Here is a 13,533-nt window from a genome sequence, read left to right on the forward strand (position 1 = left end):
ATCTTTACGCGATTTCGGTCGGCCAGACGGCTCCGTCGGGCAAAGCGGCCGTGCCTTCCGCCACCGCGTGCGGTATGGAGGTGTCGGAGGCGAGCAGCTCCTGGATGCTCACCACCTTGTACCCGTCGTCGGTCAGGCTCTTCAGGATCTTCGGCAGGGCATCGAGGTCCTGGTCGCGCTTGCCGCCGCCGTCATGCATCAGGATGATGGAGCCCGGCCTGATGCCGGACAGGGCGTTATGCGCGATCGTGTCGGCTCCCGGCTGTTTCCAGTCGAGCGTGTCCTGCGTCCAAAGGATGCTCGAGGTCAGCAATCCTGCCGATTCCAGCCAGACCTGCTTGCTGAAATCGCCATAAGGCGGCCGAAGCATGGATGTGCGCACGTTCGTGGCGCCTTCGATCAGGTCGCGCGTGTGCGAAAGCTCATCTTTGACCTGGTCGGACGATTGCGTGGTCAGCGGCGGATGCGAATAGGTATGGCTTCCGATCGAGCAGCCGGCGGCGATGACCTTCGCCGGCAGATCGCCGCCGAGGGAATCGATGTTGCGCCCGATATTGAAAAACGTCGCCGTAGCGCCGAATTCCTTGAGGATGTCCAGGTAACGCTGCGTGTATTCGCTGGGGCCGTCGTCGAAGGAAAGGCCGACGATCTTCGCGTCGCCGTCTGGTTTCACGTTGATGGAGGTCACGATGCAGTCCTGGGCTTCGGACAGCATGTCGCCTTCGACGACCTCGCCCGACACCTTGCCGGTGCGGATCTCCTGCGTTCCCGCCACGCCCCACTGCGATACATACTGCACCGACTGCCCCGATCCGTCGTCTTTGAAGACGAGCTTGGGATCGATCTGCTTTTTATCGGTCGTGAAGTCCTCGGTCACGTCGGCGCCGTCGGAAACGGTCGCCGCATCGCCGCGCTTGAGCTCGCGGTCGAGCACGTCGTTGGGATCGGCTTCGTCCCCGTTCAGAGAGACCGTCATGGTCGTTCCGCCGCCTTCGGCGGCGATGGCGCCGCCCAGGGAAAGCAGGTTGCCCGGCTTGGGCGCGATGCCTGCGGATTCCATCGCCGCGCGCAGCGTCGTGCCGACGGGAAATGTAAGCTCCTGGCCGTTCAGCATCACGGCGATATCCCGATGCGCGTAGGCATACGCGCTTCCCACGCCTATGGTTCCGACGGCGACAACGCCTGCCGCCGCAAGGAAGCCGCGGCGCGAATAGATCCGCGAACCAGATGCCCCGTACGTCCCATAGGTTCCCGAGGATCTAGAGGCCCTCTGGACCCCATGCGCGCCGACCGCACGGGAAGACGCCGGTCGCGTCGGAGCCGAAGTGCGCGACGGCCGACGGTCGGCTGACGGACGCCGATACGTGGAGGCGCTTCTTCCTGCTGCTGCGCGAGCATGCGGACGCTCATGCGACGGACGATCGAAATCTCTCTGCGACATGGTCTTCTCTCTCCTCAGACACGCTTAATCCTTATGAGTATAGGCGCGAACCGCGGCTTTCGACCCTGCCAATATCGCCCGTTGACCGTGATCGGCGATTCGTTACCGAACCGTTATCGAATAGCGCATCGTCCGATGCGGCTCCGATGCGCTTCCTCATGGGGCGCAGACCTCGGCCCAAGTCGTCCAGCACGCTGGGATGCCGGCATATCGCTGCAGCAACCCTTCATGCTCTGCGGCAGAGCCGTCCAGCGCTCTGGAACGACGAACGGCTCTGCCGCCGACCCCCGTTCCACGAAACCGTCGAAGTTTTCCATTGCGCAACCGACGATGCTCGCGCATAATGCGCCCCAGGCATTTTTCGTTGAAGCCTTGAGGATCCCTGCAGGGGGAAACCGAAGGTGGAGAAAACTCTGGAGAATCTCTTAAATGGGTGCCGAAGGTGCAAGGCAGGTTTTCGACCGGCCGAATCTCTCAGGCAAACGGACAGAGGCGCCGCGAAGGAACTCATCTGCCGCGGCTTCGGTCAAGCTTTTCAGTACGGCCTTCTCTAGATCGTCAGTTCACGAGCAGAAGGAGGCCGCTCCCCTATGGACGCATTGCTTCATATCGTTCAAACCATCAACGAATACCTTTCGAATTACGTGCTCATCTTCCTGCTCATCGGAACGGGGCTGGTGTTCACTATCCGCACCCGGTTCGTGCAGGTGCGCTTCTTCGGCGAGGGCATGCGCCGCGTGTTCGGCGGGTTCTCTCTGAACGGAGGAAGGCATACAAGCGGCATGAGCTCGTTCCAGGCGCTCGCCACCGCCATCGCCGCCCAGGTCGGCACCGGCAACATCGTCGGCGCCTGCGGGGCCATCCTCGTCGGCGGCCCGGGCGCCATCTTCTGGATGTGGCTCATCGCCTTCCTCGGCATGTCGACGAACTACGCCGAGGCCGTGCTCGCGCAGAAGACCCGCACCGTGGACGCGGACGGATCCGTGCACGGCGGCCCGGTCTACTACATCCGCTCGGCCTTCAAGGGCGCAGGCGGAAAATTCCTGGCCGGATTCTTCTCCGTGGCCATCATCCTCGCGCTCGGATTCATGGGCAGCATGGTCCAATCCAATTCGATCGCATCGACGATCAACACCGCCTTCGGCATTCCTACCTGGGCAATCGGTGCGCTCATCGTGCTGGTCGCCGGGTTCATCCTCATCGGCGGCATCCAGCGCATCGCGTCGGTCACGGAAAAGCTCGTGCCCGTCATGGCGGTCATCTACCTGGTCGGCGGCCTGGTCGCGCTCATCATGAACGCGCACGAGATCCTTCCCGCCATCGGCCTCATCTTCGAATGCGCCTTCAACCCCGACGCCTCCATCGGCGGCGTCACCTTCGGAATCATCGCGGCCCTTTCGCAGGGCGCCAAGCGCGGCCTGTTCTCGAACGAGGCCGGCATGGGCTCCACCCCGCACGCGCACGCCATGGCGAACGTCAAAGATCCCCACGATCAAGGCGTCACGGCCATGGTCGGCGTCTTCGTCGACACCTTCGTCGTCGTCACGATGACCGCGCTCGTCGTCATCTCCGCGCTCTACGTGGGCGACGGCGCCCTGACCGTGGATGCCACGGGCCTTGCCGCCGGCATCAATAAGACCAACATGGCCCAGTACGCATTCAGCGAATTCTTCGGCACCGGCTTCGGAAACGCATTCGTCGCCATCTGCCTGCTGTTCTTCGCGTTCTCGACGATCCTGAGCTGGAACCTGTTCGCCCGCCTGAACGTCGAATACCTGTTCGGCAAGAAAGGCGTCATGCCGTTCTTCGTCATAGCGCTCGCCTTCATCTTCCTGGGATCGCTGCTCTCGAACGATCTGGTCTGGGAGCTTGCCGATATGTTCAACCAGCTCATGGTGCTGCCGAACGCCATCGCGCTCATCGCGCTGTCCGGCACCGTAGCCGCATGCGTCAACGGCCGGAAGTCGAAGAGCCTTGCGGAGATCCATGCGGAAGACGAGGAATAGCGCCTACTTCAAGCGATAGAGCCTTCGAATCCAGAACGCCAGCGCGCCGATCAGCAGGATAAGCATCGCAGGCAGCAGGAACCACGGCTGCCGAACCTCTTCCACCTGGATGAACGAAACGGCGGCAAGCCACAACGCGGAAACGGCCTCGATGGACGCGATCAGCCTGCCGAGCACGCGGTAGACGGCGTCGCGATTCTCTTCGGTCATGTTCACGCCCGTGTTCCACGAGCCGGGATGACGACTGGCGATGAAGAAGATCCCGAATATCAGAAGCATTGCACACGGGGCGACGAGGGTGGAACCTTTTCCGCCCCATGCGTCGGGCGTTCCGTCCAAGCCGTAGTGAGCGGGAATGGAATCGGGCATCGTGTCCCACGACACGGCCACATGAACGAAGGTCGCCACGACCAGCACGGCCGAAACGGCATGCCCGATGCATGCGAACGAATCCTTCTGCGCCTTCATGCGTTCACCTTCATATAATGAGATCCCCCGAAAGCAGAGCCTGCGATACGCGAGAGCAGCCCACCCCTCGCTCGTCTCCGACGAGATGCGCACGCGCCGGAATGGCGCCCACGCGTGCATGATAGCGCTTCCCTACCCCATCCAGGTTGCGAGCACGGGAATCCAGCCCGCCACGAACACGACGACGATCAGGGCAGGCACCACGAACTTCATATAGGCATACGCAGCCCTCGGGAACCGCGCGCCTTCGCCCGTATCGGCCTCGGCGATGAAGCTCTCCCAGCCCCAGCCGCGCTTCGATACGCAGAACAGCAGGAAGACGAGCGCGCCGACGAGCAGGATGTTGTTGGACAGCAGGAAGTCCTCGAGAGACTGGACGTTGCCGATGCCGGAAACTTCGAAGCCCGACCACAGGTTGAATCCGAGGATGCACGGCACCGACAGCACGAAGAGCGCGATGCCGTTGACGATGACGGCACGACGGCGCGAAAAGCCCCACTGGTCTATGGAGAACCCCATGATGTTCTCGAACACGGCGATGACGCTCGAGAGGGCCGCGAAGCTCATGAACAGGAAGAACAGCGTTCCCCAGAGCTGACCGCCCCACATCTGGTTGAAGACGCCCGGCAGCGTGACGAACACGAGGCCGGGGCCGCTGTCGGGCGTGACGCCGAACGCGAAGCAGGCCGGGAAGATGATGAGCCCGGCCACGAGCGCGACCGCGGTGTCCAGACCGCCGATGCGCAGGGCCTCGCCGAACAAGGAGCGGTCCTTGCCGATATAGCTGCCGAAGATGGACATGGAGCCGATGCCGATGGACAGCGTGAAGAACGCCTGGGCCATGGCCGCGTACACAGCTTCCGAGAAGGTCGAGAGCTGTGCGCCCAGACCGTCCCCTGCGAAGAGCTTGCCGAAGTCGGGCACCAGGTAGAACTCAAGGCCCGCCTCGGCGCCCGGCAGCGTGACCGCGCGCACGCAGAGCATGAGCAGCACGACGAAGAGCGCGCCCATCATGATCTTCGTCACGCGTTCGACGCCCCGCTGCAGCCCCGCTCCCGTGACGGCAAGGCCGATCCCCACGACCACGGCAAGCCAGAACACCTGCTCGAGGGGGCTGGCGAGCAGCTGGTTGAACACGGCGCCGACGCCCGCCGCGTCAAGGCCTTCGAAAGTGCCCGCCGCGCTGCGCCGCACATACGAGAGCATCCATCCCGCGACGACGGTATAGAACATCATGAGCAGGTAGTTTCCCGCAAGGCCGATCCACTTGAACGCATGCCACCTCGTGCCGGCGGGTTCGAGCACGTCGAAACTGCGCGCGATGCCCTTCCGGCTCGCGCGGCCGACGGAGAATTCCATGACCAGCAGCGGAAGGCTGAACATCACGAGGAACAGGATGTAGATGAGCACGAACGCCGCTCCGCCGTATTGGCCGGTGATATAGGGGAAACGCCAGACGTTGCCCAAGCCGATGGCGCAGCCTGCGCTGATGAGGATGAAGCCGAGACGGGAGCCGAAACGTTCCCTTTGAGATTCCATTGCACAACCCTTCGAACGCCCCGGGCGCACCCAGGGGGAATCGAACGTTTACCGATGCCGGCACCGATGCCGTCGCCGCCCGCGCAACTGCCGTTGCCGGCGCCACTGCCGAGACGGCGCCATTGCCGTTACCGGCACCACTCCACTGCCGATGCCGCGCGCGACGTTCCGTCGACCGACGCGATGCGGCCGCCGCGGCCCGGCATATCGTCGCCCGACGCGACGAAAGCCGCAGACGACGCAGCCGCATCTCTCATACCTGCGGTCCCGCCTGCGTCGTTGCCGCTGGCGAACGGAGCCGATGCTACGCCCCGACCCAAGCGCTCACCACGGGAATCCATCCCATGACGATCACGATAAGCACGAGCACGGGCACGAAATACTTCATGTACAGACGCAGCACCGCGGGAAACTTGACGCCCGCGCCCGTATCGGCCTCGGCGATGAACTTGCCCCAACCCCAGCCGCGCTTCCACGTGCAGAACGCGAGGAACACGAGCGCGCCGAGCGGCAGCAGGTTGTTGGAGACGATGAAGTCTTCGATGCCTTGGATGTTCCCCAGGCCCGGAACCTCGAAACCCGACCAGACGTTGAAGCCGAGCGCACAGGGCAGGCAGAGCACGGCGAGCAAGACGCCGTTGATCGCAACGGCCTTCCTGCGCGAGATGCCCCACTGATCGACGGTGAAGCTCATGATGTTCTCGAACACCGTGATGACGGTCGAAAGGGCCGCGAAGCTCATGAACACGAAGAAGAGCGCGCACCAGATCTGGCCGCCCCACATCTGGTTGAAGACGCTCGGCAGCGTGACGAACACGAGGCCGGGGCCGCTGTCGGGCGTGACGCCGAACGCGAAGCAGGCCGGGAAGATGATGAGCCCGGCCATGAGCGCGACGAACGTGTCGAGCCCGCCGATGCGCAGCGCCTCGCCGAACAGCGTATGGTCCTTGCCGATGTAGCTGCCGAAGATGGACATGGAGCCGAGCCCGACCGAAAGCGTGAAGAACGCTTGACCCAATGCTGCGTACGCAGCCTGGATGAACGTCGAGAACCGCTCCGGCGCCGTGTCGCCCGAGAAGAGCTTGCCGAAGTCGGGCACCAGGTAGAACTCAAGGCCCGCCTCGGCGCCCGGCAGCGTGACCGCGCGCACGCAGAGCACGGCGAGGACCACGAGCAACGCCACCATCATGACCTTCGTCACGCGCTCGACGCCGCCGCGCAGGCCGCCCGCGGTGCAGGCGACGCCGATGGCGACCACGACGAGCGTCCAGAAGACCAGCTCGACGGGGTTTGCGAGCATCGCATTGAAAACATCGCCGACGGCTTCGGCGGACTGTCCGGCGAACGCGCCCGAGCCGCTCTTGAAGATATAGGCGACCATCCAGCCGGCAACCGTCGAATAGAACATCATGAGCAGGTAGAACCCGACGATGCTCACCCACTTGAAGCGATGCCATGCGGAACCGGCCGGCTCGAGGGCGTCGAACGAGCGCGCCGTGCTCTTCTGGCTCGCGCGGCCGACGGCGAATTCCATGGCCATGATCGGCAAGCTCAGCATGATCAGGAAGAGCACGTACATCACGACGAATGCCGCGCCGCCGTACTGCCCCGTGATATAGGGGAAGCGCCAGACGTTGCCCAGGCCGATGGCGCAGCCTGCGCTGATGAGGATGAAGCCGAGCCTCGATCCGAACTGCTCCCGCTGCGTTCCGTCCACGTTCCCAACCCTTCGTCGTGTCATCGAAAAAAGCGCTCTGCCCACTTCGGGGCGGGCATAGCGCTTAAGTCTACTTGAACGACCGGTGGTTTTCTAGAAAACGTCGGTCAGCCGACGAAGCATTCCATGAACGTCTGCGTTTGCGACGTGGAAGGAGTCAGGGCGAGCTCTCCCGTGCCCGCGACCGTGAATCCGCATTTGGCGTACAGCGATTGCGCAGGCCTGTTGCCTTCGAATATATCCATGCGAATGACCGTCGCGCCCAGGATCTTCGCATACGTCTTGGCGTATTCGACCATGCGCAGGCCGTAGTGCTTGTGGGCTTGGGACGGCGGGATGCAGAGCGTGCGACTGACCAGGACCTCGTCGTCGGGAGCCGCGTGCTTCCACGGAACGTCCGCGTATTCGGGCGCCTGTGTGCGCGAGAACACCATGCTCGCGCAGATGGCGTCATCCTCTTCGAGCACGTACATATCCCCGTTCGCGATGACGTCGGATGCGTAGTCCCTGGTCGGATAGATGCCCTTCTCCCAATTCGAGAAGCTGCCGTGCTCGGCTTCATAGTCGAGCAGCTCGGCATAGGTAGCGACGATGGCGTCGAGGTCTTCAGCCGTAGCAGGCCTGATCATGATAGATGCCTTCCTTCGATGCTCAGCATGCGATGCCTTCAGGACGCCGCGCCCAGCTCCGTGCGAGCGAGCTCGAGGGCCGCAAGGACCGCCTTGTCCATATCGTAGTACTTGTATCCGCCCAAGCGTCCTGCGAAGACGACCTTGGGGTCGGCGTCCGCGCGATGCGCATACTTCTCGTGCAGCGCCGTGTTGCGCGCGTCGTTGATCGGATAGTACGGTTCGTCCCCCGGTTTCCATGAAGCAGGATACTCGCGCGTCACGACGGTCTTCGGCTGCCGGCCGAACTCGAAATGCTTGTGCTCGATCACGCGCGTGTGGGGAACCTCGCGGTCGGTGTAGTTGACCACGGCGACGCCTTGGTGGTTCTCTTCGTCGAGAACCTCCGTCTCGAAGCGCAGGGACCGGTACTCGAGCGTTCCCAGATCGAAGTCGTAGAACTCGTCGATGGGCCCGCAGTACACGATGCGTGCGGCGACGTCGGGCTCATCGCGCACGAGGTCGCGGTACTCGACGTTCAGCCGCACGTCGATGCCTTCGAGCATGCGCTCGACCATGCGCGTATAGCCGCCGATGGGAATGCCCTGGTAGCGATCGTTGAAGTAGTTGTTGTCGTACGTGAACCGGCACGGCAGGCGGCGGATGATGGATGCCGGCAGATCGCGGCAGTCGCGTCCCCACTGCTTCTCGGTGTAGCCGCGCACGAGCTTTTCGAAAATGTCGCGCCCGACGAGGGAAAGCGCCTGCTCCTCGAGGTTCTCGGGGTTCTCGATGCCTTCGTCGGCGATCTGCGCGGCGATCTTCGCCTTCGCCTCGTCGGGCGTGACCACGCCCCACATCCTCGAGAACGTGTTCATATTGAAGGGCATGTTGTAGACCTCGCCGCGGAAATACGCGATGGGGCTGTTCACATAGTTGTTGAACTCGGCGAACCTGTTCATGTAATCCCAAGCCTCGCGCGACGAGGTGTGGAAGATATGGGCGCCGAAGCGATGGACTTGAATGCCTTCGACCTCTTCGGTGCAGACGTTGCCGGCGACATGCGGACGACGGTCGATGACGAGCACGCGCTTGCCCGCGTCGGTCGCCTCGCGCGCGAACGTCGCGCCCGAAAGCCCGGCCCCTACGATCAGATAGTCATACGAAGGCATGCGCCTCCCCTTTCTTCCGGCGACGATCCTCGATTGCAACGCCTGCAAGCATACCCGCATTCCTTCCCGAGCGCGAATGCGACGCTCGGGCCCTTACGAAAGCGTTGATATGCCCGGGGCTCGTCCGCGGTCCGGGGCTCGTCCGAACTGCGAAGCCACGCGATCGTTCGCGCCTTGCGCATGCGTCATGCCTGCATCCCTCGTTCATTCGACAGACGCCGACGGGTGCGAACGAAACCGTTTCGCTCCTCACATACATGTCGCGCCTACGCGGCCGGACGGGCGCAGTTCCTGAGCCTGTGGCTCGCGTAGATGCCGACGACGATGGCCATGGCGGCGGACGCCAGCACGAAGAAGAGCGCATACGTGTCCATATAGCTGCCGGTCAGCTCTTTAAGCGCACCGGGAAACGTGTTCGCGATGAAGCCGCCGGCGGAATACGCGAGCTGGAAGTTCTTGATGGATCGCGCATAGTTCTTCGGATCGGCGAATTCGACCGACCATACCGACACGCCCACGGTTCCGAGAGCGGCGCCGGCACCGTAGAGCACCGCGGCAAGCACCATGACGGGTTCGAGATGCAGAGGGCTGAGCAGGCAGAGTCCCGGCCCGCAAACGAACGCCATGAAGAAGATGGTCGACCCGTGCGCCGTGCCGAACCGGTCGAACACCTTCCCCGAAACGAACTTCGCCATGGTCAGGCTCACGCCGAGCGCAGAGAGCACGGCGGCGGCGAAGACCGAATCGAAACCGCATTCCCCCATGAGGATGGAAAGGTAGCTGGGGCCACCCACGCAGAGCATGCCGACGAAGGTGACCGCGACCAGCAGCAGCTTCCGCGTGCGCGGCGACACGTTGCGTCCGGCGCCCGACATGCCGCGCTTCGCCGTGCCGGTGCCGTCGTCGCGTTCGAACGGCTTGATACCCATGTCCGCCGGACGGTTGCGCATGGCCAGGAACACGATGACGCCGATAACGAGGGCGACGAAGGCCTGGATGCGAAACGAGATAGAAAGCGACAAGCCCTCGATCAGGTGCACCGCGCAGATAGGGACGACCACCGAGGCGACGCCGCTTCCCACCGACGCCAAGCCGATGGCGCCGCTGAAGCCCGATGCGTACCAGCGGCGAATAAGCATGGTCACGCCCACCATACCGCCCAGACCGTAACCGAGGCCCGTGATCACGCCTCCGGCAAGGAAGACGGGAAGGGTGGAGGCGAAGCCGTACACGGCGAACCCCGTAGCTGTGAACGCGAACCCGAGCGCAAGCCCGACCCGCAGGTCGAACAGATGGAAATACCGATCGACGACGATGACCGCACCCATGGAGGCAAGGGTGCGCAATGCAAGGACGAGCGAGCCGCCGACGTCGCCCACCTCGCCGACCACATAGGGCATGTAGACGTTGAACGAGGTGCTCGGAAAACCGATGTTCACGAAGAGCGTCAGAAACGCGCAGGCGACGATGACCTTCTCATAGTGTGCGTTCATGGATGCGCCGGCCTATTCCACGGTCCCGTAGACGTATCCCCAGGCATGCCCCGCGATCGACGAGTTCAGCTGCACGCAGAGCGCATCGCGCGTGAACGATCCGGGAGGAAGCAGCTCGCAGATGGACATGAGGTCGGGATGGATGTCGTGGATCTCCGCGGCGATGATGACGTCAAGGCGGCGCACGACGCGCGCATCGCGGAACAGGTAATCGACGACCTTCTGCAGTTCGCCGTAGGATTCGCTTCGTTCGAGCAGCGCCATGGCGATGCCTACCGGACCGACTGCGCGCCGGCGCAGACGACGGCGAGCGCGCCCGTGTAGGCGGGCGTGGCCTCGCCGACCGCACGCAGGAATTGGGCCCCGGCCGCACGCAGGGCGACGGCGACATCGGCGAGGCTGTCGGGATCGGGGTAGGGATTCCCTTCGATCGTACGTCCGAGCTTGCGCATGCGGCGTTCGGCCTCCGTCGGCTGGGCGACGTCGATCTGCACGAGAAGAGGCTGGGTGCAGACGCGCGCGAGCGTTGCGACGGCATCCGTCAAGGCGTCGATGCCGAGCGACGAGCGTATGCCGACGACGTCGGCGGCGGCCATGCATGAAGCGGCGTTTTCCAGAGGCGCCCCGTCGAACGTTCCGTCCGCACCGAGCGTGACCGACGCGAGCACGGGCCGATCCGTCGCACGGCGCGCTCCTTCGATGGCGCAGGCCATATCGTGGACGGTGCGCATGCCGTCGAGCAGGATAGCGTCGAAGGGAGCGCCGCCGAACGCCCTGACCGCGCCTTCGTATTGGGCGCGCGTGCGTTCGAGAGACGCTTCGTCAGATGGATCGAGCGGAAGGCCGCAAGGTCCGATAGCGCAGATGACGTGCTGAGGGGCAAGTCCTGTTGCGGCGGCGAGCGCGCTCGAAGCGATATCCGCGGCCGCATCTTCCATGCGGCGATGGGCAAGGCGTGCGCGGCAGATTCCCTCGGTGTTCGTGACCAGGCATGCGGCGCCTGCGATCTGCTCCATGGACAGGAGATCGGACACGGTGTCGTCTTCGAAAAGGCTCATGAACTCCATGTCGGCGTCCACGTCCACCCCGCGCTCGGCCAGACGATAGTCGATCGGAGCGGAAAGGACCAGCATATCGCGATGGAATCTGAACTCGATGTCTGCCATGCGGCCTCCTCTGTTGCACGTGCCGACGTCATATCGAATGCGTGCGGATGCAACGCAGGGTCTGGAACCGGTCGGGATTCGATTGTATCCCAGCCGTCCGGACGCGAGCGGCGGGACGCGTCTTCACTTCATGACGAAACCGCTTCCATGAGACGTCCACAGGCGGTTCATACGGTCTTGAAACCCGACGTTTATACTACGTGCTGCAAGCGGGATTCCCTCCCTCCTTTTCAAATCCCTTTATCCCCTTGCCTGCTTTCCCAAGCAGAAGCGGCGGCATGACCGCCGTACACCCCTCCCTTCGAGGCCCGACTCCCTATCGGGCCTCAACTTTTTTCTAAGGAAGATTCATCTTAGAAATCACTTTTCAGGCTGAGATGCAGAAGTCGAGCCCGGTCGAAGCCTGTATTTCTGAACCATGTCTATGAGCTCCTGCTTGCCATGGGCGCCGCATTTCGCATAAATATGCCGTATGTGGGTTTTCACGGTGTTCGTAGAGACCACCAGCTCTTCGGCTATGTAAGACATGCTTCTTCCGGTAACGAACAGGCCGAGTATCTCCGTCTCGCGTTCGGTCAGGCCATACGCCCCTGCGAAGGCACGGATGCCGTCGTCGGCCCGATTCGCATTCGGCGCCGAGTCATCCGACTGCTCACCTTGCACCATCAACATCCACAGACGCGACCCATATTCCGTAAATCCTAGAAGGGCGGCCACGGCCGCCAGGTTCATTCCCGTCAGAATCGCCATCCGAACCCCCGAAGACACGTCGAGAAGAGATAGAGCCGCCCCGACGGAAGCGCCCGCAAGTATGCCTGCCTGCTCGGCAATCATGGCGATGCAGATAATTCTCCAGGGAGCATGCCTCGAGCTGCGCCCATGCGCTGCGATCATGGTCCAGACAAGTATGTCGAAGCTGCAATACCCTGCGGCTATGGCAATACTGCCGAGCCTGTTCGCGTGCGGGGTGAAAACACCGACGACCATCGCTGCAAGACCTACGATAAGCGCGAAGCTGCAAGCCTTGAACAGAAGATGCATTCTGTCGCGCAAAGGGCCCAGATACAAGGCAAGCACGAACAGGGCCATGCACCCGCGCGTCACGACGGCATCGAATCCGCGGATGCTGAAAAAAACGTCGGCCGAAACGACGATCTGGGAATAATACATGATGCCGAACGCCGCGCAGAATGCGCAGATGAGCATGAGAAGGCGGCTGTCGAAGCCATGGTCGGCCTTGGACCTTCCAGGGTTCTTAGGCACGATGATCCTGCACGTCGGGTCATCCCGTCGAGCTGCAAGCATGCGATACACGCCGTACGAAGCGATCGGCAGCAGGGAAAGCACGAATGCCGAAGCGAAAGGCTGCAAGAGCCCGATAGCAAGATTGACGACCAGTCCTACAGACCAGGCAGACGAAATATGCAGCAAGGCCTTCCGATGCCCCTCTGCAATGCAAATTTCACCCCACGCTATAACATAACCGGAAAAACAGGCTCCCGTAAGCAAGGACGCGCATACGAGAAGCACGACGCTTCCGCCGCTCAGGAACGACACGAGACTTCCCGCCACTCCTCCCACGCCCAGAAGAAACAGAAGCCTGTTGCCCCCTCCAACGAGAAAACCCGAGAAGCGAGAGCTGAGCGCGAACAAGCCGAGAATCAGGATGCTGCACGCGCACACAGAAAGAAAGCTGAGCGCGAAAATTCCCGATCCGCCGTCTTCAACGAAGCTGTTCGTGAACGCGACGTGGTCCACCCAAGCCCAATAGAGACTTGCACCCGATACGGCCAACGGAGATGCCGAACCGGTGAACGCCTTCTTGATGTCTGCGATGCGCGATTCCACCTCGCCTCCTCCCTTGCGGCTGAACGAACAGTATAGGCTTCGGCGGGAACGGTCGATGGCTCGTCCAGGACATTG

11 protein-coding genes and 1 riboswitch are annotated in these 13,533 nt (G+C 62.8%); of the genes, 1 reads left to right on the forward strand and 10 read right to left on the reverse strand.

What is annotated here, in order from left to right:
* Positions 1-4: 4 nt before the first annotated feature.
* Complete coding sequence (locus tag HMPREF0762_RS03010; protein WP_006361928.1) at positions 5-1,156, reverse strand: polysaccharide deacetylase family protein; 1,152 nt, start codon at positions 1,154-1,156, stop codon at positions 5-7.
* A gap of 688 nt (positions 1,157-1,844) precedes the next feature.
* A riboswitch (glycine riboswitch) is annotated at positions 1,845-1,941 on the forward strand.
* 90 nt (positions 1,942-2,031) lie between these two features.
* Here HMPREF0762_RS03010 and HMPREF0762_RS03015 point away from each other — a divergent pair.
* Positions 2,032-3,447 (forward strand): alanine/glycine:cation symporter family protein, encoded by a 1,416-nt coding sequence (locus tag HMPREF0762_RS03015; protein WP_006361930.1) that lies wholly within the window; start codon positions 2,032-2,034, stop codon positions 3,445-3,447.
* Between the two features lie 3 nt (positions 3,448-3,450).
* Here HMPREF0762_RS03015 and HMPREF0762_RS03020 read toward each other — a convergent pair whose 3' ends face one another.
* The 9 genes from HMPREF0762_RS03020 to HMPREF0762_RS03065 form a co-directional block, all read right to left on the reverse strand.
* Entirely contained in the window at positions 3,451-3,915 is a 465-nt protein-coding gene (locus HMPREF0762_RS03020) for a DUF1648 domain-containing protein (RefSeq protein ID WP_115314202.1), read from the reverse strand.
* 132 nt (positions 3,916-4,047) lie between these two features.
* The gene (locus HMPREF0762_RS03025) at positions 4,048-5,454 is read right to left on the reverse strand and encodes a sodium-dependent transporter (RefSeq protein WP_006361932.1); all 1,407 of its coding nucleotides are present in this window, start codon (positions 5,452-5,454) and stop codon (positions 4,048-4,050) included.
* Positions 5,455-5,758: 304 nt separating this feature from the next.
* Complete coding sequence (locus HMPREF0762_RS03035) at positions 5,759-7,195, reverse strand: sodium-dependent transporter (protein ID WP_006361934.1); 1,437 nt, start codon at positions 7,193-7,195, stop codon at positions 5,759-5,761.
* Positions 7,196-7,278: 83 nt separating this feature from the next.
* Complete coding sequence (locus HMPREF0762_RS03040; RefSeq protein WP_006361935.1) at positions 7,279-7,800, reverse strand: GNAT family N-acetyltransferase; 522 nt, start codon at positions 7,798-7,800, stop codon at positions 7,279-7,281.
* Positions 7,801-7,838: 38 nt separating this feature from the next.
* Positions 7,839-8,951 carry a UDP-galactopyranose mutase gene (glf, locus tag HMPREF0762_RS03045; RefSeq protein ID WP_040618876.1) on the reverse strand — a complete coding sequence of 371 codons (1,113 nt, stop codon included), beginning with the start codon at positions 8,949-8,951 and terminating at the stop codon, positions 7,839-7,841.
* A gap of 266 nt (positions 8,952-9,217) precedes the next feature.
* On the reverse strand, positions 9,218-10,444 hold the full coding sequence (locus tag HMPREF0762_RS03050) for an MFS transporter (protein ID WP_006361938.1): 1,227 nt from the start codon (positions 10,442-10,444) through the stop codon (positions 9,218-9,220).
* Positions 10,445-10,456: 12 nt separating this feature from the next.
* Positions 10,457-10,708 carry a hypothetical protein gene (locus HMPREF0762_RS03055; protein WP_006361939.1) on the reverse strand — a complete coding sequence of 84 codons (252 nt, stop codon included), beginning with the start codon at positions 10,706-10,708 and terminating at the stop codon, positions 10,457-10,459.
* A gap of 8 nt (positions 10,709-10,716) precedes the next feature.
* Positions 10,717-11,610 carry a homocysteine S-methyltransferase family protein gene (locus HMPREF0762_RS03060; RefSeq protein WP_006361940.1) on the reverse strand — a complete coding sequence of 298 codons (894 nt, stop codon included), beginning with the start codon at positions 11,608-11,610 and terminating at the stop codon, positions 10,717-10,719.
* A gap of 360 nt (positions 11,611-11,970) precedes the next feature.
* Positions 11,971-13,458 carry a helix-turn-helix transcriptional regulator gene (locus tag HMPREF0762_RS03065; protein ID WP_006361941.1) on the reverse strand — a complete coding sequence of 496 codons (1,488 nt, stop codon included), beginning with the start codon at positions 13,456-13,458 and terminating at the stop codon, positions 11,971-11,973.
* Between the last annotated feature and the right edge of the window lie 75 nt (positions 13,459-13,533).

The organism is Slackia exigua ATCC 700122, assembly GCF_000162875.1.
GTDB lineage: Bacteria > Actinomycetota > Coriobacteriia > Coriobacteriales > Eggerthellaceae > Slackia > Slackia exigua.

Coding starts and splice junctions, on each gene's coding strand:
- HMPREF0762_RS03020 (WP_115314202.1), bottom strand. CDS start 3,915: ATGAAGGCGCAGAAGGATTCGTTCGCATGCATCGGGCATGCCGTTTCG.
- HMPREF0762_RS03050 (WP_006361938.1), bottom strand. CDS start 10,444: ATGAACGCACACTATGAGAAGGTCATCGTCGCCTGCGCGTTTCTGACG.
- HMPREF0762_RS03025 (WP_006361932.1), bottom strand. CDS start 5,454: ATGGAATCTCAAAGGGAACGTTTCGGCTCCCGTCTCGGCTTCATCCTC.
- HMPREF0762_RS03060 (WP_006361940.1), bottom strand. CDS start 11,610: ATGGCAGACATCGAGTTCAGATTCCATCGCGATATGCTGGTCCTTTCC.
- HMPREF0762_RS03055 (WP_006361939.1), bottom strand. CDS start 10,708: ATGGCGCTGCTCGAACGAAGCGAATCCTACGGCGAACTGCAGAAGGTC.
- HMPREF0762_RS03040 (WP_006361935.1), bottom strand. CDS start 7,800: ATGATCAGGCCTGCTACGGCTGAAGACCTCGACGCCATCGTCGCTACC.
- HMPREF0762_RS03035 (WP_006361934.1), bottom strand. CDS start 7,195: ATGACACGACGAAGGGTTGGGAACGTGGACGGAACGCAGCGGGAGCAG.
- glf (WP_040618876.1), bottom strand. CDS start 8,951: ATGCCTTCGTATGACTATCTGATCGTAGGGGCCGGGCTTTCGGGCGCG.
- HMPREF0762_RS03015 (WP_006361930.1), top strand. CDS start 2,032: ATGGACGCATTGCTTCATATCGTTCAAACCATCAACGAATACCTTTCG.